General features: G+C 58.9%; 14 protein-coding genes and 1 other annotated feature. Of the genes, 6 read left to right on the forward strand and 8 right to left on the reverse strand.

What is annotated here, in order from left to right; all coding sequences use genetic code 11:
- Positions 1 to 149 precede the first annotated feature (149 nt).
- Genes trpA through ABLV54_RS10675 form a run of 5 tightly spaced genes read right to left on the reverse strand, consistent with a single transcriptional unit; the run spans position 150 to position 6,681 of the window.
- Entirely contained in the window at positions 150 to 959 is an 810-nt protein-coding gene (trpA, locus tag ABLV54_RS10655) for a tryptophan synthase subunit alpha (protein ID WP_050533929.1), read from the reverse strand.
- The gene (gene trpB / locus ABLV54_RS10660) at positions 959 to 2,152 is read right to left on the reverse strand and encodes a tryptophan synthase subunit beta (RefSeq protein ID WP_023289323.1); all 1,194 of its coding nucleotides are present in this window, start codon (positions 2,150 to 2,152) and stop codon (positions 959 to 961) included. Before trpB ends, trpA begins: the two co-directional genes overlap by 1 nt.
- A gap of 9 nt (positions 2,153 to 2,161) precedes the next feature.
- Positions 2,162 to 3,520 carry a bifunctional indole-3-glycerol-phosphate synthase TrpC/phosphoribosylanthranilate isomerase TrpF gene (gene trpCF, locus ABLV54_RS10665; RefSeq protein WP_023289324.1) on the reverse strand — a complete coding sequence of 453 codons (1,359 nt, stop codon included), beginning with the start codon at positions 3,518 to 3,520 and terminating at the stop codon, positions 2,162 to 2,164.
- A 3-nt stretch (positions 3,521 to 3,523) separates the two neighbouring features.
- Positions 3,524 to 5,119, reverse strand: coding sequence for a bifunctional anthranilate synthase glutamate amidotransferase component TrpG/anthranilate phosphoribosyltransferase TrpD (trpD, locus tag ABLV54_RS10670; RefSeq protein ID WP_023289325.1), 1,596 nt, complete (start codon positions 5,117 to 5,119; stop codon positions 3,524 to 3,526).
- Positions 5,119 to 6,681: an anthranilate synthase component 1 gene (locus ABLV54_RS10675; RefSeq protein WP_050533928.1), complete on the reverse strand. Its 1,563-nt coding sequence runs from the start codon at positions 6,679 to 6,681 to the stop codon at positions 5,119 to 5,121. The genes trpD and ABLV54_RS10675 overlap by 1 nt, the downstream gene beginning before the upstream one ends.
- 33 nt (positions 6,682 to 6,714) lie before the next feature.
- Positions 6,715 to 6,810 (reverse strand) — a sequence feature (Trp leader region).
- A gap of 159 nt (positions 6,811 to 6,969) precedes the next feature.
- Here ABLV54_RS10675 and rnm point away from each other — a divergent pair.
- The 4 genes from rnm (at position 6,970) to rluB (ending at position 10,497) form a co-directional block, all read left to right on the forward strand.
- On the forward strand, positions 6,970 to 7,833 hold the full coding sequence (gene rnm / locus ABLV54_RS10680; protein WP_023289327.1) for an RNase AM: 864 nt from the start codon (positions 6,970 to 6,972) through the stop codon (positions 7,831 to 7,833).
- 16 nt (positions 7,834 to 7,849) lie between these two features.
- Entirely contained in the window at positions 7,850 to 8,470 is a 621-nt protein-coding gene (locus ABLV54_RS10685; RefSeq protein WP_023289328.1) for an L-threonylcarbamoyladenylate synthase, read from the forward strand.
- Positions 8,471 to 8,551: 81 nt separating this feature from the next.
- Positions 8,552 to 9,214, forward strand: a complete 663-nt coding sequence (locus tag ABLV54_RS10690; protein WP_023289329.1) for a response regulator — start codon at positions 8,552 to 8,554, stop codon at positions 9,212 to 9,214.
- A 380-nt stretch (positions 9,215 to 9,594) separates the two neighbouring features.
- On the forward strand, positions 9,595 to 10,497 hold the full coding sequence (gene rluB, locus ABLV54_RS10695; protein WP_023289330.1) for a 23S rRNA pseudouridine(2605) synthase RluB: 903 nt from the start codon (positions 9,595 to 9,597) through the stop codon (positions 10,495 to 10,497).
- A 60-nt stretch (positions 10,498 to 10,557) separates the two neighbouring features.
- Here rluB and cobO read toward each other — a convergent pair whose 3' ends face one another.
- Positions 10,558 to 11,148, reverse strand: coding sequence for a cob(I)yrinic acid a,c-diamide adenosyltransferase (cobO, locus tag ABLV54_RS10700; RefSeq protein ID WP_023289331.1), 591 nt, complete (start codon positions 11,146 to 11,148; stop codon positions 10,558 to 10,560).
- The gene (locus ABLV54_RS10705; protein WP_032452539.1) at positions 11,145 to 11,906 is read right to left on the reverse strand and encodes a YciK family oxidoreductase; all 762 of its coding nucleotides are present in this window, start codon (positions 11,904 to 11,906) and stop codon (positions 11,145 to 11,147) included. Before ABLV54_RS10705 ends, cobO begins: the two co-directional genes overlap by 4 nt.
- 255 nt (positions 11,907 to 12,161) lie before the next feature.
- Between ABLV54_RS10705 and sohB the strand changes: the two genes are divergently transcribed.
- Complete coding sequence (gene sohB / locus ABLV54_RS10710; protein ID WP_032429135.1) at positions 12,162 to 13,208, forward strand: protease SohB; 1,047 nt, start codon at positions 12,162 to 12,164, stop codon at positions 13,206 to 13,208.
- A 62-nt stretch (positions 13,209 to 13,270) separates the two neighbouring features.
- Here sohB and ABLV54_RS10715 read toward each other — a convergent pair whose 3' ends face one another.
- Positions 13,271 to 13,522 carry a YciN family protein gene (locus tag ABLV54_RS10715; RefSeq protein ID WP_002901761.1) on the reverse strand — a complete coding sequence of 84 codons (252 nt, stop codon included), beginning with the start codon at positions 13,520 to 13,522 and terminating at the stop codon, positions 13,271 to 13,273.
- A gap of 406 nt (positions 13,523 to 13,928) precedes the next feature.
- Between ABLV54_RS10715 and topA the strand changes: the two genes are divergently transcribed.
- A complete protein-coding gene (gene topA / locus ABLV54_RS10720) occupies positions 13,929 to 16,526 on the forward strand; it encodes a type I DNA topoisomerase (protein ID WP_023289334.1) in 2,598 nt (865 codons plus the stop codon).
- Positions 16,527 to 16,604 lie beyond the last annotated feature (78 nt).

The raw sequence follows: 16,604 nt of genomic DNA on the forward strand, positions 1-16,604 counted from the left end.
CGCCCGCCATCAATTTCCACGTTAAAGCGCATCGCCTGGCGTCAAGGTGTCGATCATCGTTCAGTCTGATGTGCAGGCGTGCAAGATGACGTGGAGGGGGAGCTAACGCGAGGAAATCGCCGCCCGGCGCAAGGCCAGGCGGCTGACGGTCAGGCGGTTTTGGTCGCCGCCTTCAGGCTCTGGACGAAGGCTTTTAGCTCGTCGAGCATGGCCTGCGGCTCATCAAGATGGCGTTCGATGATTTTGACGATGGCGGAACCGGAGATCGCCCCGGCGGCGCCGGCGTCAATGGCGGCGCACACCTGCTCCGGCGCGGAGATGCCAAAGCCCTGCAGCGGCGGCGCGGCGTGATATTCCGCCAGCTTCTCCACCAGATGGTGCAGCGGCAGCGCAGCGCGATTTTCCGCACCCGTCACCCCGGCGCGCGACAGCAGATAGGTGTAGCCGCGGCCATATGAGGCAATCTGGCGCAGTAAATCGTCATCCGCATTGGGCGGGCAGATGAAAATCGGCGCGATGTTATGGCGCATCGCCGCCTGGCGGAACGGGGCGGACTCTTCCACCGGCACGTCGGCGACCAGCACCGAGTCGACGCCGACGCGGGCGCACTGGGCATAGAACTCATCGATACCCGGGCTGAAGACGAGGTTGGCGTACATCAGCAGGCCGATTGGGATCGTCGGATGCTTCTGGCGGATAGCCGCCAGCATCTCAAAGCACTGCGCCGGGGTCACCCCCGCGGCGAAGGCGCGCAGGGCCGCGCCCTGGATAGTCGGGCCGTCCGCCAGCGGGTCGGAGAAGGGGATCCCCAGCTCAAGGGCATCGGCGCCGCCTTCGATCAGCGCATCGATAATTTTCAGCGACTGCTCCGGTCCCGGATCGCCAAGGGTCACAAAGGGGACGAAGGCGCCTTCCTGGCGGTTTTTTAGTTGGGCAAACAGCGTCTCATAGCGTTCCATCAGATTTCCCCTCGCGCTTTCAGGATGTCGTGTACGGTGAAAATGTCTTTATCGCCGCGGCCGGAGAGGTTAACCACCAGCAGCTGCTCTTTTTCCGGGTTTTCGCGCATCATCTTCAGCGCGTGGGCCAGGGCGTGCGAGGACTCCAGCGCCGGGATGATCCCTTCGTGGCGGGAGAGCGCTTTGAACGCGTCCAGCGCTTCGTCGTCGGTGATCGACACATAGTCGGCGCGCCCGGTGCTGTTCAGATACGCGTGCTGCGGCCCAACGGACGGGAAGTCCAGCCCGGCGGAAATGGAGTAAGATTCCTCGATCTGGCCGTCGGCGGTTTGCATCATCGGCGACTTCATGCCGAAGTAGATCCCAACGCGACCATGCTTCAGCGGCGCGCCGTGCTCCCCGCTTTCGATACCGTGCCCGGCAGGCTCCACGCCGATCAGGCCGACATGGGTTTCCTCGATAAAATCAGCGAACATGCCGATGGCGTTTGATCCGCCGCCGACGCAGGCGATCACCGCGTCCGGCAGGCGTCCCTCTTTTTCGAGGATCTGCGCTTTGGTCTCTTCGCCAATCATGCGCTGGAATTCACGCACGATGGTTGGGAACGGGTGCGGACCGGCGGCGGTGCCCAGCATATAGTGCGCCTTCTCGTAGCTGCCGGACCAGTCGCGCAGCGCCTCGTTACAGGCATCTTTCAGCGTGGCGGAACCGCTGTGCACCGGGATCACTTCGGCGCCCATCAGGCGCATACGGAAGACGTTCGGCGACTGGCGTTCGACGTCCTTAGCGCCCATGTAGATACGGCATTTCAGGCCGAGCAGGGCGCTGGCCAGCGCTGAGGCGACGCCGTGCTGGCCGGCGCCGGTCTCGGCGATAATTTCGGTTTTGCCCATCCGTTTGGCCAGCAGAGCCTGGCCCAGTACCTGGTTGGTTTTGTGCGCGCCGCCGTGCAGCAGATCTTCGCGTTTCAGGTACAGGGTGGTGCGGGTCCCTTCGGTCAGGTTCCGGCATTTGGTCAGGGCCGTCGGACGACCGGCGTAGTTTTTCAGCAGGTCGGTGAATTCCGCCTGAAAGGCCGGGTCCTTCTGCGCGCTGACAAAGGCTTCTTCCAGCTGGCGCAGGGCGGGCATCAGGATCTGCGGCACATACATGCCGCCGAATTCGCCGAAGTAGGGGTTCAGTAAAGTGCTCATTATTGCTCCTTAATATGCGCGCAGCGTCTGGAAAACGGAGGCCAGCTTGCTGGCGTCTTTAATCCCGGGTTGCGACTCTACGCCTGAATTGAAATCGAGTCCGGCACAGCCGCTTTTGGCCGCTTCCACACAGTTATCGGCGCCGAGGCCGCCGGCCAGCATAACGTTGCGCAGATCCTGGCCCTGCAGCAGGCTCCAGTCAAAACGCTGGCCGCTGCCGCCCTGGCCGTTGTCGAGCAGATACTTATCGACATGGCGGAGTGTACGGGCCGGCAAGGTTTCGCCAACGCTCAACGCTTTCCAGATGCGGACGTTATCCGCGAGGGCGTCGCGCAGCGCGTCGATATAAGCCTGGTCTTCATCACCGTGCAGCTGCACGGCGGCCAGCCCCAGGGCCTGGGCGCGGGCGACCACCTCGTCCAGCGGCGCATTGCGGAAGACGCCGACGTACTGCAGCGGCGCGGCGGCGATCACCGCTTTGGCCTGGGCGTCATTTACCGCCCGCGGCGAGGTCGGGACGAAGATCAGGCCGCCGTAAATGGCGCCGGACTCCCAGGCCACCTGGGCATCCTGTGGGCGCGTCAGGCCGCACACTTTGTTCTCACCGAGCAGCACGCGTTTGACCGCCGCTTCCAGATCCGCCTGCTCCATCAGGGCGGAGCCGATCAGAAAGCCGTTGGCGAAGTGGCTCAGCTCACGCACTTCGGCATAGGTATGGATGCCGGATTCGCTGATCACCGTGACATCCGGGCCGAGACGCGCCGCCAGCTGACGGGTGCGGTTAAGGTCAATCGACATATCGCGCAGGTCGCGGTTGTTAATGCCCACCACCTTCGCCTTCAGAGCGATGGCGCGCTCCAGCTCCTCTTCGTTGCTGACTTCGGTCAGCACGCCCATATTCAGGCTGTGAGCCACCGCGGAGAGCTGACGATACTGTTCATCGTCGAGCACCGAGAGCATCAGCAGGCAGGCGTCGGCCTGATAGTAGCGCGCCAGGTAGATCTGGTAAGGGTCGATGGTGAAGTCCTTACACAGGATCGGCTGCGGCGCGACCTTGCTGACGATCGGCAGAAAATCGAAGCTGCCCTGGAAATATTTCTCATCACACAGCACCGAGATCGCCGAGGCGTAGTGTTTGTAGATGCTGGCGATCGCCGCCGGATCGAAATCTTCGCGAATCAACCCCTTCGACGGCGAGGCCTTTTTGCACTCGAGAATAAACGCGGTGCGGGTGCCGGCCAGCGCGTCATAGAAATTGCGCTGCGTCGGGACGACCTCATTCTGAAAACTGGCTAACGGTTGTTGTTGTTTGCGGGCTTCCACCCAAATCGCTTTGTCGGCAACGATTTTTGCTAAAACGGTCTGCATTCTTTACCCTCTTGCCGCTAAGGCGGTCACTCTGTCATAGGCCGCGCCGCTGTGCAGCACATCCAGTACCTGCTGAGCGTTAGCTTTCAGATCTTCATGCCCGTGTAAACGCATCAACATGGCGACGTTGGCGGCGACGGCGGCTTCGTGAGCGGCTTCACCTTTACCTTGTAGCAAGCGCGTCAGAATGTCACGGTTTTCTTCCGGCGTACCGCCCGCCAGCTGCGCCTGATGGTAAGGCGTCAGGCCGAAGTCGTCGGCGGTCAACTGATAGCTTTTGATTTCTCCGGCATGCAGCTCGGCGACCACCGTGGGCGCATGCAGCGAGACTTCATCCATCCCGCCGCTGTGTACCACGGCCGCGCGCTGATAACCGAGTACGCGCAGGGTTTCCGCAATCGGCAACACCAGCTCCGGGCTGTAGACGCCAATCAGCGCCAGCGGCGGATGCGCCGGGTTGATCAGCGGTCCCAGCACATTAAACAGGGTACGGGTCTTCAACTGCTGACGGACCGGCATCGCGTGGCGGAAACCGGTGTGATACTTGGGCGCGAACAGGAAGCAGACGCCCAGCTCATCGAGCGCCGCGCGGGATTTATCGGCGTTCATATCGAGATTAATGCCGAAGGCCGCCAGCAGGTCGGAAGAGCCTGATTTACTGGAGACGCTGCGGTTGCCGTGCTTCGCCACTTTCAATCCACAGGCGGCGGCGACAAACGCGCTGGCGGTGGAGATATTAATGCTGTTGCTGCCGTCGCCACCGGTGCCGACGATGTCGGCAAACAGGTAGTCCGGGCGCGGGAACGGCGCGGCGTTTTCCAGTAGCGCGGTGGCGGCGCCGGCAATTTCCTGCGGCTGCTCGCCGCGCACTTTCATGCTGACCAGCGCGGCGGCCAGCTGTTCAGGCTTCACTTCGCCGCGCACCACGGCGGAGAACAGCTGGTGGCTCTCCTGCTGGCTCAGGGTTTCCGCCTGGTACAGTTTCTCCAGGATCGGCTGGAGGGTGTTGGTATGCTCCAGCTTCTGCAGCGCCCAGGCCAGAGTCTGCTCCAGCAGTCGCGCGCCCTGGGTGGTGAGGATCGATTCCGGATGGAACTGGAAGCCGCACACCCGATCCGCATCGTGACGCACCGCCATCACCATGCCGTTGAAATTGGCGTTAATCGTCAGCCCGGCGGGAATATTGCTGCCGACCAGCGAGTGGTAGCGCGCCACCGGCAGCGGGTTAGCCAGACCGGCAAACATCGCCTGGCCGTCGTGCTCAATGCTGGAGGCTTTGCCATGGAGGATCTCGCCCGCCTGGCCGACATAGCCGCCGTAGGCTTCGACAATGGCCTGGTGGCCGAGGCAGATGCCGATGATCGGCAGCTTGCCCCGCATGCGGGTCAGCAATTCCGGCATGCAGCCGGCTTCGCTTGGCGTACCCGGGCCAGGGGAGAGCATCAGCACCGGGTTGTCCATGGTGCCCAGACGCTCAATCAGCGCCTGCGCCGGAACGGAGTTACGGTAAATGACCACGTTATGGCCGTTGGCGCGCAGCTGGTCTGCCAGGTTATAGGTGAAAGAATCGATATTATCGAGCAGCAGAATGTCAGCCATCAGAAAATCTCCTTCGCGTGATGGGCCTGGGCAATGGCGCGCAGCACCGCGCGGGCTTTATTTCGGGTCTCATCCGCTTCCGACTGGGGAACCGAGTCGAGCACAATGCCGGCTCCGGCCTGGACGGTAGCGATACCCTCCTGCACGTAGGCGGAACGGATGACGATGCAGGTGTCGAGGTCGCCGTGGGCGGTGAAATAGCCCACCGCGCCGCCGTAGCTGCCGCGTCGTTTACCTTCGGCGGCGGCAATCAGCTGCATGGCGCGAACCTTCGGCGCGCCGCTGAGAGTGCCCATGTTCATGCAGGCGCGGTAGGCGTGCAGCACATCAAGATCCTGACGCAGTTCACCCACCACCCGGGAGACCAGATGCATGACAAAGGAGTAACGGTCAACCTTGGTTAAATCGGCGACATAGCGGCTGCCCGGGGTGCAGATGCGGGCCAGATCGTTGCGCGCCAGGTCCACCAGCATCAGGTGCTCGGAAAGCTCTTTGTGATCGGTGCGCATTTCCAGTTCGATACGGCTGTCGAGATCGCGATCCAGCGAACCGTCGGCGCGGCGGCCGCGCGGCCGGGTGCCGGCGATGGGGTAGATCTCAATCTGACGGCTGACGGCATCGTACTTCAGCGAGCTCTCCGGCGAGGCGCCGAACAGGGTGAAATCGTTGTCCTGCATAAAGAACATATACGGGCTGGGGTTACTCTTCTTCAGCACATCATAGGCGGCCAGCGGCGACGGGCAGGGCAGCGAGAAGCGGCGGGAAGGGACCACCTGGAAGATTTCCCCGGCGCGGATCGCGCGCTGCATTTTGCGCACCACCGCGCCGTACTCTTCATCGCTCTGGTCAACGTCGCAGCGCATTTCGGCCACGGTGGTGACCGGCAGCGGCAGCGGCGGCTCGTTCAGCTGTTGGCGCAGCTGGCTCAGGCGCTGCTCCAGGCGCTGTTTTTCACTCTCCAGCGGCGTGAACAGGCTCGCCTGGATGCGGGTATGCTTGGTCTGATGGTCGATGACCAGCAGGGTCTCCGCCAGATAGAAACAGTAGTCCGGGCAGGCAGTGTCGCTCTGCAGCGGCGGCAGATCTTCAAAGCCGGCCACCAGGTCATAGGCGAACAGGCCGCCGAAGAACATCGCTTCACGCTCGTTGACCGGGACGGTCACCAGCTCCTGCAGGAGACGGAAGGCGTCAAACACTGACAGCGAGCAGAGGCGGGCGTCTTCATCGAGCAGGGAGCTGACCGCCGGGAAGGTCAGGATGCGGCCGTTGGGCTGGCGCTGATTGGCGATCCCGGAGGGCAGCGCGCCGTCCAGCAGCTCCAGCAGCGCGGCGCCGTTGGCGGAGAGGGTCTGAATGGTGACGGTGTCACCGAGGGCAGTGATGCGCAGCGCGCTGTCGACCAGCAGAAGGCTTTTTAAGTCATCTTTGCTGTCGATGTCAGCCGATTCCAGCAACAGGGTGGCCGGACGGGCGCCGCACAGTTGGTGGAATAACGCCGTCGGGTTCTCCCGGTAGATGGCGTCGCTGGTGAGAAGCTCGAGTGCCGGTTTGGATGTTTGCATTATTGTTCTCGCCTGTTCGTATTATTTTTGTCCAATAAAAAGCCCGCTCATTGGCGGGCCGGGTATCTGTATGCTGAATGCAAAACGCGATCACGCCGCCCGTTATCAGGAGGTGCGCCACCAGCTGTGCAGAGTGATAAAGTGCATTTTCATCGTGATACCCCTTCATGTGAACTTGCGTACTAGTTAACTAGTTCGATGGAATAAAGTCAACCCTTGTTTGCAGATTTTCTCTGCCTGTCGGTATGATAATGCGCTTATTTACGTTGATGTCCAGCAGGAGTCCTTTTGAGCGACAGCCAATACGCAGTGATTTACGATCTGCACAGCCATACCACCGCCTCTGACGGGCGGCTGACTCCGCAGGAACTGGTCCATCGCGCCCATGAGATGCGCGTTGGCACGCTGGCGATCACCGACCATGACAGCGTGGCGGCTATCCCGGCGGCCCGGGAAGAGATTGCCCGCGCCGGATTACCCTTGACCCTGGTGAACGGCGTCGAGATTTCCACCCTCTGGGAGAATCACGAGATTCATATTGTGGGTCTCAATATTGATATTGCGCACCCGGCGATGACCGCCCTGCTGGAGGAGCAGAAAGCGCGGCGCCAGCAGCGCGGCCAGATGATTGCCGAGCGTCTGGAGAAGGCGCGCATCCCCGGCGCCTGGGAAGGGGCGCTGCGGCTGGCGGACGGTGGCGCCGTCACCCGCGGCCATTTTGCCCGTTTTCTGGTGGAGGCCGGCCACGCGAAGAACATGGCGGAGGTCTTCAAAAAATACCTTGCCCGTGGGAAAACCGGTTACGTGCCGCCGCAGTGGTGTACAATAAAACAAGCAATTGATGTCATTCATCATTCTGGCGGCAAGGCGGTGATAGCCCATCCCGGACGTTACGATCTTTCCGCCAAGTGGCTGAAGCGGCTGTTGGCCCACTTTAGCGAGCAGGGCGGTGATGCCATGGAAGTGGCGCAGTGCCAGCAGGCGCCCCACGAACGCGCTCAACTGGCCGCCCTGGCCGTGCAGTTTGGTCTTCTGGCGTCGCAGGGATCCGATTTCCATCAACCCTGCGCGTGGATCGAGCTTGGCCGTAAGCTCTGGCTCCCTGCCGGCGTCGAAGGCGTCTGGCACAGCTGGGAAGCGGCCGCCGAATAAAAATTGAGAGGGAAGTATGAGCCAGTTTTTTTATATCCATCCGGATAACCCGCAGGCGCGGTTGATTAACCAGGCGGTGGAGATTGTGCGTAAGGGCGGGGTGATCGTTTATCCTACTGACTCCGGCTACGCGCTGGGCTGCAAAATTGAAGACAAGGGCGCGATGGAGCGGATCTGCCGCATCCGTCAGCTGCCGGACGGCCACAACTTCACCCTGATGTGCCGCGACCTGTCCGAACTGTCAACCTACGCCTTTGTGGACAACGTGGCGTTTCGCCTGATGAAAAACAATACACCGGGCAACTACACTTTTATCCTCAAAGGAACGAAAGAGGTGCCGCGCCGGCTGCTGCAGGAGAAGCGTAAAACCATTGGTATGCGCGTCCCGTCCAATCCCATCGCTCAGGCGTTGCTTGAGACCTTAGGCGAACCGATGCTCTCCACCTCGCTGATGCTGCCCGGCAGCGACTTTACCGAATCCGACCCGGAAGAGATCAAAGATCGTCTGGAGAAAGTCGTGGACCTCATTATCCACGGCGGCTTCCTTGGACAGCAGCCGACCACGGTTATCGATCTCACTGAAGACGCTCCGGTGGTGCTGCGCGAAGGCGTCGGCGACGTGAGGCCGTTTCTGTAATCTGACGAAAAGTGGGCTTAAGCAACGCTCGAAGGTCAGGAGCCTGTCTGGCTCCTGAAAGACTCATGGGAGAACCTGGTTATGCTTCATGAGCTGATATCGTTAATCAATGTTGTTATTTGGCCCGCTATTGTTCTGTTTTTTCTATGTCGATTTGGAACTGCAATCAACCGGTTTCTTGAAAACCTCAGCCGCCTTTCCATTAAAGGTCCCGGCTTTGAAGTCGAGACCTTCAATAAAGGGGCTGAGTCTAGTGCCAATCTTGCCGCTGCATTGGCCAGCAAAGGTACCATTGCTAAAGGCGAGGGTAATGTAGAGCAAAGCGTTCTGGATGACGTCAACGTAGTGACTCAGGCTGTAACGCCGAGAGTATTGCGAAGAGCGGGTGATGCCGTCATCTTATGGGTTGATGACAGACCCAATGGTAATCGCTTTGAACGTCAGTCCATGGAAGCTCTGGGCATAAGGTTTGTTAATGTAGTATCTACCGACGAGGCTCTCGAAAGACTAAAAAATCAGTCGTTTGATGTGATTATTTCCGATATGAAGAGGCCTGGGGATGATCGTGCGGGATATACTCTCCTGGATGAGCTAAGAAGAAAGGGCAAAGACATTCCATACATTATCTATGCGAGCTCCAATGCTGCTCAGCATAAGGAACAAGCAAAACAGCATGGCGCTTTAGACGCGACCAATAATCCGCCGGAATTATTTCGCCTGGTCATGGGGGCGTTAAAAAAATAATTATCCATCAAATCCAGAGGATGGCTTCTGCATTCCACCCCTTGCTCAATCCACGCTGGAGGCGGGTTATCTGTAAATTTCCTTTCCCGGATTGATAATCAATGACCCACCAGGTCTTTTCAGGTTCAGGCTGCTCGCAAATCTAAGCGTCCGCGCAAAATCTGTTCCATACTCAAGGCGCGGTGTGGCGAACAGAAGCTTTCCCGACGAAGTTAGTGTAGTATGTTCGGCCACGATTACGGGCTCGCGGTGAATGTTTTGCGCATGCCAGCGAGACTTTACGTAAAAAGTATATACGTAACAATGAGTTGTTGATAAAGGCCTCATTGTTTCATAAAGCATACCAGACGCCTGGGAAGGCGACACCTTAAGGAAGCTCAATGAGCGAGAAACTGCAAAAAGTGCTGGCCCGCGCCGGCCACGGCTCCCGCCGTGAAATTGAAGCGAAAATCGAAGCTGGCCGCGTCAGCGTCGATGGCAAAATCGCCACCCTCGGCGACCGTGTGGAAATCGTCCCCGGTTTAAAAATTCGTATCGATGGCCATCTGATCTCGGTGAAAGAGTCCGCTGAGCAGATCTGCCGCGTGCTGGCTTACTACAAGCCGGAAGGCGAACTGTGCACCCGTAACGATCCGGAAGGGCGCCCGACGGTGTTCGATCGTCTGCCTAAACTGCGCGGCGCGCGCTGGATTGCCGTTGGTCGTCTGGACGTCAACACCTGCGGCCTGCTGTTGTTCACCACCGACGGCGAACTGGCAAACCGTCTGATGCACCCGAGCCGTGAAGTCGAGCGTGAGTACGCCGTTCGCGTTTTCGGCCAGGTGGATGAAGATAAGCTGCGTCAGCTGTCTCGCGGCGTGCAGCTAGAAGATGGTCCGGCGGCGTTTAAAACCATTAAATTCACCGGCGGTGAAGGGATTAACCAGTGGTACAACGTCACCCTGACCGAAGGGCGTAACCGCGAAGTGCGTCGCCTGTGGGAAGCGGTCGGCGTGCAGGTCAGCCGCCTGATCCGCGTGCGCTATGGCGATATTTTGCTGCCGAAAGGCCTGCCGCGCGGCGGCTATACCGAGCTGGACCTGGCGCAGACCAACTACCTGCGCGAGCTGGTGGAACTCACTCCGGAAACCAGCTCTAAGGTCGCCGTTGAAAAAGATCGTCGCCGGTTGAAAGCCAATCAGATCCGCCGGGCGGTGAAGCGCCACAGCCAGAGCAGCGCTAACCCGCGCCAGGGTAATAACAGCAACCGCCGTTCCAGTACCCGCAATAAGACCAACGGTTAATGTTGCGCGTTCCGGTGGTTTTGCGCCGGAACGCGGACTTCCTTCCGCCGTATCCGGCCCTCAGTAGTCAATCCCCATCTGTGCTTTAATGCCGGCATCAAAGGCATGTTTCACCGGGCGCAGCTCGCTAACGGTATCCGCCAGTTCAATAATATCGCGATGACAGCCGCGGCCGGTGATGATCACCGACTGGTGGGCAGGACGCTCACGTAGGGCGCTCAGCACCGCCTCCAGCGGCAGGTAATCGTAGGCCACCATGTAGGTCAGTTCGTCCAGCAGCACCAGATCGAGCTGGTCGTCGGCAAGCATACGGCGGGCATGCTCCCAGACCGCCAGACAGGCGGCGGTGTCGCTGTCGCGGTCCTGGGTGTTCCAGGTAAAGCCTGTCGCCATTACCTGGAATTCGACGCCGTGTGGCTCCAGCAGATTACGCTCGCCGTTAGGCCAGGTCCCCTTGATAAACTGGATCACGCCGACTTTTTTGCCGTGGCCGACGGCGCGGGTCGCGGTGCCAAAGGCGGCGGTGGTTTTGCCTTTGCCGTTGCCGGTAAAGACCATCACAATGCCGCGTTCGTCCTGGGCCGCCGCCACCCGGGCGTCAACTTTATCTTTCAGCCGCTGCTGGCGTTCGCGGTAGCGTTCATCACTCATTGGGCAATTCCTGGTTTACGCCCCGGTTGGGCGTCGAAGGTCATTCCCGTCTTGCGACGACTGTCGTCGCCCATCAGCCACAGATAGACGGGCATAATGTCAGCGGGGGTTTTCAGTTTCAGCGGATCTTCCGTCGGGAACGCGCTGGCGCGCATGCCGGTGCGGGTGCCGCCAGGGTTGATGCAGTTCACGCGCAGGTGGCGGCTTTGGTACTCGTCGGCCAGCACCTGCATCATCCCTTCGGTGGCGAATTTGGAGACGGCATAGGCGCCCCAGTTGGCGCGACCCTGACGACCGACGCTGGATGAGGTAAAGACCAGCGAACCTGATTCGGAACGGAGTAATAAAGGAAGAAGCGCCTGGGTCAGCATAAAGGTGCCATTGACGTTCACCTGCATCACCTGCTGCCAGACCTCCGGTTTCTGCTCATCCATCGGGCAGATATCGCCGAGCAGGCCAGCATTGTGCAGCACGCCGTCAAGGCGGGGATAGTGCATGCTGATCTGCTGCGCCAGCTGCTGACACGCCTGCGGCGTGCAGGTTAGCAGGTCGAGAGTAAACCAGCGGGGGGAAATACCGCCCTCGCGTTCAATCTCCTGGGCGACGGCGCGCAGTTTTTCGTCGTTGCGGCCAAGCAGAATCACGCTGGCGCTGTAGCGGGCGTAGGTCAGGGCCGCTTCACGGCCAATTCCGTCGCTGGCCCCGGTGACCAGAATGATGCGATCTTTCAGCAAGTGGCGTTGCGGTTGATAATGCACGGCGACTCCTTTGGCGATCGGCTCTCGATCGCGCTTCATCTTTGGTATCTCACTTTTGCGCTGTTATGCCTGAAAGCGCCCGCCATTGCAATCGGCGAAGCGGAAAGTATTCACAAAATTAATATCTTGCAACGATTTCAGCCTCGCTGAAAAAAAACGGAATCCGCTGCGCAGAGGACACAAAGCACAAAGACTTCTCGCCAGGGGCTGATGTACACTGTGCAGCAACGTCAGTGCTTTACACAAGGTGAAAACGTGGAATTACTTGCTCAATATGGCTTATTTTTAGCCAAGATCGCGACCGTTGTCGTCGCTATCGCGGTGATTGCCGCTATTATCGTCAACCTGGCCCAGCGCAAGAAGCAGCGCGGCGAGCTGCGGGTGACGAATCTTAGCGAGCATTATAAAGAGATGAAGGAGTCGCTGGCGGTGGCCCTGCTGGATGGCCCGCAGCAGAAGCAGTGGCATAAGTCGCAGAAGAAAAAACAAAAGCAAGAGGCGAAGGCGGCGAAAGCGCGGGCGAAGCTGGGTAACGTGGAGCCGGAAGGCAAGCCGCGCGCCTGGGTGCTGGATTTCAAAGGCAGTATGGATGCCCATGAGGTCACCAGCCTGCGCGAAGAGATCACCGCGGTGCTGGCCGCGGCGAAAGCGCGCGATCAGGTGGTGATTCGTCTGGAAAGCCCCGGCGGGGTGGTGCACGGCTACGGGCTGGCTGCCTCTCAGCTGCAGCGCTTGCGTGACAAACAGATCCCGCTGACGGTGGCGGTCGATAAAGTGGCGGCCAGCGGCGGCTATATGATGGCCTGCGTGGCGAACAAAATTGTCTCGGCGCCGTTTGCGATCCTCGGCTCTATTGGCGTGGTGGCGCAGATCCCAAACCTGCACCGTTTCCTGAAGAACAAAGATATTGATATCGAACTGCACACCGCCGGACAGTACAAACGAACGCTCACTATGCTGGGTGAAAACACTGAAGAAGGACGGCGCAAGTTCCGCGAGGATCTCAATGAGACGCACCATTTGTTCAAGGATTTCGTCCATCGGATGCGCCCGGGCCTTGATATTGAGCAGGTGGCCACTGGCGAGCACTGGTACGGGGTACAGGCGCTGGAAAAAGGGCTGGTGGATGCGGTTGAAACCAGCGATGAGCTGCTGCTGGGATTAATGGAAAGCCACGAGGTTATCGGGGTGCGTTATCAACAGCGTAAGAAAATGCTCGATCGCTTCACCGGTAGCGCGGCGGAGAGTGCCGATCGACTGCTGCTGCGCTGGTGGCAGCGCGGACAGAAGCCGCTGATGTAGATGATAAAACGCGAGGCTCTGCCTCGCGTTCTCGTTTAGAGCGGTCTTAATCTACGCCGGTCTTAATCGACAAGGTGATATTTGTCCGACAGCTCATGGGCGAGGTACTTAAACATATTAAATACCGCTGTACTCTTTGGCGTCGGCAGACCCTGCTCATCAAGATAAAACTCACCGCTAAACACCAGGACATTGTTGCGCTGAACGACGTCGGTGGCTTCGATACCGGCTAACGTATCCTCATGTTCGCGAATAAGTTTGTTGGCTTTTTCGAGCAGCGTCTGGCGATCGATTGGTTGGGTTGTACCTTGCATAACGGACTCCTCTTTTTCTCCTGGCGTAGTTTACGCCGCGCGGCGGCGCGGGGCAAATTTTCCATGGACAAAACAGGGGTAATCGTAACCAGTGGAGAAACAGCCGTTTACTGGCGTGATTCGCTTTTGCATGCTAATAAAGTTGCGTAACGAATTTTATCAGGTACAGTGTGACGCTTTCGGCGATCTGGCAACAGATTTGCTTGACATTCGGCCAAAAATTCTTCGTGCTATGTCACCTGACGAAAAAAGGTCAGTAAACTCAAGCGCCTGGTTTTACGGAGTTGAAACAGGTGTTCTGGGTTGATATTCACCGACGGTGCCGCAACATATGAGGCAGTCGCCAGTGGAGGGTGTATGAATGTGCGATGTATTCCTGGATGAATCAAATTAGGTAAAGGTGAATATGGGTAAAGCTCTCGTTATCGTTGAGTCCCCGGCAAAAGCCAAAACGATCAATAAGTATCTGGGTAATGACTACGTGGTGAAATCCAGCGTCGGTCATATCCGCGATTTGCCGACCAGTGGATCAGCTTCCAAAAAGAGCACCGACTCTACCGCCACCAAAGGGGCTAAAAAGCCTAAAAAGGACGAACGTGGTGCTCTGGTTAACCGCATGGGCGTGGACCCATGGCATGACTGGAATGCGCATTATGAAGTACTTCCGGGTAAAGAAAAGGTAGTTTCCGAACTCAAACAGTTGGCGGAAAAAGCTGACCACATCTATCTCGCAACCGACCTTGACCGCGAAGGGGAAGCCATTGCCTGGCACCTGCGGGAAGTCATCGGCGGCGATGAGCAGCGTTACAGCCGCGTGGTGTTCAATGAGATCACCAAAAACGCCATTCGTCAGGCTTTCGAAAAGCCGGGCGAGCTGAATATCGATCGGGTTAACGCCCAGCAGGCGCGTCGCTTTATGGACCGCGTGGTGGGTTATATGGTTTCGCCGCTGCTGTGGAAAAAAATCGCCCGTGGTCTTTCTGCCGGGCGCGTGCAGTCCGTCGCGGTCCGCCTGGTGGTGGAGCGTGAGCGTGAAATCAAAGCGTTCGTCCCGGAAGAGTACTGGGAAGTTGATGCCAGTACCACCACGCCGGGCGGCGACGCGCTGCCGCTGCAGGTGACCCATAAGGATGATAAGCCATTCCGTCCGGTCAGCCGTGATGAGACGATGGCGGCGGTATCGCTGCTGGAAAAAGCCAGCTACAGCGTACTGGAGCGGGAAGACAAGCCGACCAGCAGTAAGCCGGGCGCGCCGTTCATCACCTCCACCCTGCAGCAGGCGGCCAGCACCCGTCTCGGCTTCGGCGTGAAAAAGACCATGATGATGGCTCAACGTCTCTATGAGGCGGGGCACATCACCTATATGCGTACCGACTCCACCAACCTGAGTCAGGACGCGCTGAACATGGTTCGCGGTTATATCAGCGATAAGTTTGGTAAAAAATATTTGCCGGAAAGCGCGAATCAGTACGCCAGCAAAGAAAATTCACAAGAAGCGCACGAAGCGATTCGTCCGTCTGATGTGAACGTGCTGGCGGAAACGCTGAAAGATATGGAAGCGGATGCGCAGAAACTGTATCAGCTGATCTGGCGCCAGTTTGTCGCCTGTCAGATGACGCCGGCTCAGTACGACTCCACGACGCTGACCGTGGCGGCGGGCGATTTCAAACTGAAAGCGCGCGGTCGTACCTTACGCTTCGACGGCTGGACCAAAGTGATGCCGGCCCTGCGCAAGGGCGATGAAGACCGGACCCTGCCGCTGGTCAAACAGGGCGACCAGCTGAGCCTGGTCGAGCTGACGCCTGCGCAGCACTTTACCAAGCCGCCGGCGCGCTTCAGCGAAGCCTCGCTGGTTAAAGAGCTGGAAAAACGCGGCATCGGCCGTCCGTCGACCTATGCCTCGATTATCTCCACCATTCAGGATCGTGGTTACGTGCGAGTGGAAAACCGTCGTTTCTACGCGGAGAAAATGGGCGAGATCGTCACCGACCGACTGGAAGAGAACTTCCGCGATCTGATGAACTACGACTTCACCGCGCAGATGGAAGATCGTCTCGATCAGGTGGCTAACCACCAGGCCGAGTGGAAAGAGGTGCTGAACCACTTCTTCGGCGATTTTACCACCCAGCTGGAGACGGCGGAGAAAGATCCGGAAGAGGGCGGCATGCAGCCGAACCCGATGGTGCTTACCAGCATCGACTGCCCGACCTGCGGCCGTAAAATGGGTATCCGTACCGCCAGCACCGGCGTTTTCCTCGGCTGTTCGGGCTATGCCCTGTCGCCGAAAGAGCGCTGCAAAACCACCATTAACCTGGTGCCGGAAAACGAAGTCCTCAACGTGCTGGAAGGCGATGACGCCGAAACTAACGCGCTGCGCGCCAAACGCCGCTGCCAGAAGTGCGGTACGGCGATGGACAGCTACCTTATCGATCCCAAGCGTAAACTGCACGTCTGCGGTAACAACCCGACCTGCGATGGCTATGAGATTGAAGAGGGCGAGTTCCGCATCAAGGGCTATGACGGTCCGGTAGTGGAGTGCGAGAAGTGCGGCTCCGAGATGCACCTGAAGATGGGGCGTTTTGGGAAGTACATGGCTTGTACCAACGACGAGTGTAAGAATACGCGTAAGATCCTGCGCAATGGGGAAGTGGCGCCGCCGAAGGAAGATCCGGTGCCGCTGCCGGAGCTGCCGTGCGAGAAGTCTGACGCCTATTTCGTACTGCGTGACGGGGCCGCGGGCGTCTTCCTGGCGGCCAACACCTTCCCGAAATCACGGGAAACGCGCGCGCCGCTGGTGGAAGAGCTGTACCGCTTCCGCGATCGTCTGCCGGAAAAACTGCGTTATCTCGCCGATGCGCCGCAGCAGGATCCGGAAGGCAATAAGACGCTGGTGCGCTTTAGCCGTAAAACGAAGCAACAGTACGTAGCGTCCGAAAAAGAGGGCAAAGCGACCGGCTGGTCTGCCTTCTTTATCGACGGTAAATGGACGGAAGCTAAAAAGTAACTGACCATTATCAGGCAGGAAAAGGGCGCTTTTCCTGCTTTGGCGGCCGGCAGGGGCCATGGATGCCTCTGCCGTGTC

It is taken from the genome of Klebsiella sp. JB_Kp042 (genome assembly GCF_040065275.1).
In the GTDB taxonomy this organism is placed as follows: Bacteria; Pseudomonadota; Gammaproteobacteria; order Enterobacterales; family Enterobacteriaceae; genus Klebsiella; species Klebsiella quasipneumoniae.

What these genes read in the sequence shown, in the direction of transcription:
- trpA (WP_050533929.1), bottom strand. Translation starts at nt 959, where the DNA reads ATGGAACGCTATGAGACGCTGTTTGCCCAACTAAAAAACCGCCAGGAA.
- trpB (WP_023289323.1), bottom strand. Translation starts at nt 2,152, where the DNA reads ATGAGCACTTTACTGAACCCCTACTTCGGCGAATTCGGCGGCATGTAT.
- trpCF (WP_023289324.1), bottom strand. Translation starts at nt 3,520, where the DNA reads ATGCAGACCGTTTTAGCAAAAATCGTTGCCGACAAAGCGATTTGGGTG.
- trpD (WP_023289325.1), bottom strand. Translation starts at nt 5,119, where the DNA reads ATGGCTGACATTCTGCTGCTCGATAATATCGATTCTTTCACCTATAAC.
- ABLV54_RS10675 (WP_050533928.1), bottom strand. Translation starts at nt 6,681, where the DNA reads ATGCAAACATCCAAACCGGCACTCGAGCTTCTCACCAGCGACGCCATC.
- ABLV54_RS10685 (WP_023289328.1), top strand. Translation starts at nt 7,850, where the DNA reads ATGAGCCAGTTTTTTTATATCCATCCGGATAACCCGCAGGCGCGGTTG.
- ABLV54_RS10690 (WP_023289329.1), top strand. Translation starts at nt 8,552, where the DNA reads ATGCTTCATGAGCTGATATCGTTAATCAATGTTGTTATTTGGCCCGCT.
- rluB (WP_023289330.1), top strand. Translation starts at nt 9,595, where the DNA reads ATGAGCGAGAAACTGCAAAAAGTGCTGGCCCGCGCCGGCCACGGCTCC.
- cobO (WP_023289331.1), bottom strand. Translation starts at nt 11,148, where the DNA reads ATGAGTGATGAACGCTACCGCGAACGCCAGCAGCGGCTGAAAGATAAA.
- ABLV54_RS10715 (WP_002901761.1), bottom strand. Translation starts at nt 13,522, where the DNA reads ATGCAAGGTACAACCCAACCAATCGATCGCCAGACGCTGCTCGAAAAA.
- topA (WP_023289334.1), top strand. Translation starts at nt 13,929, where the DNA reads ATGGGTAAAGCTCTCGTTATCGTTGAGTCCCCGGCAAAAGCCAAAACG.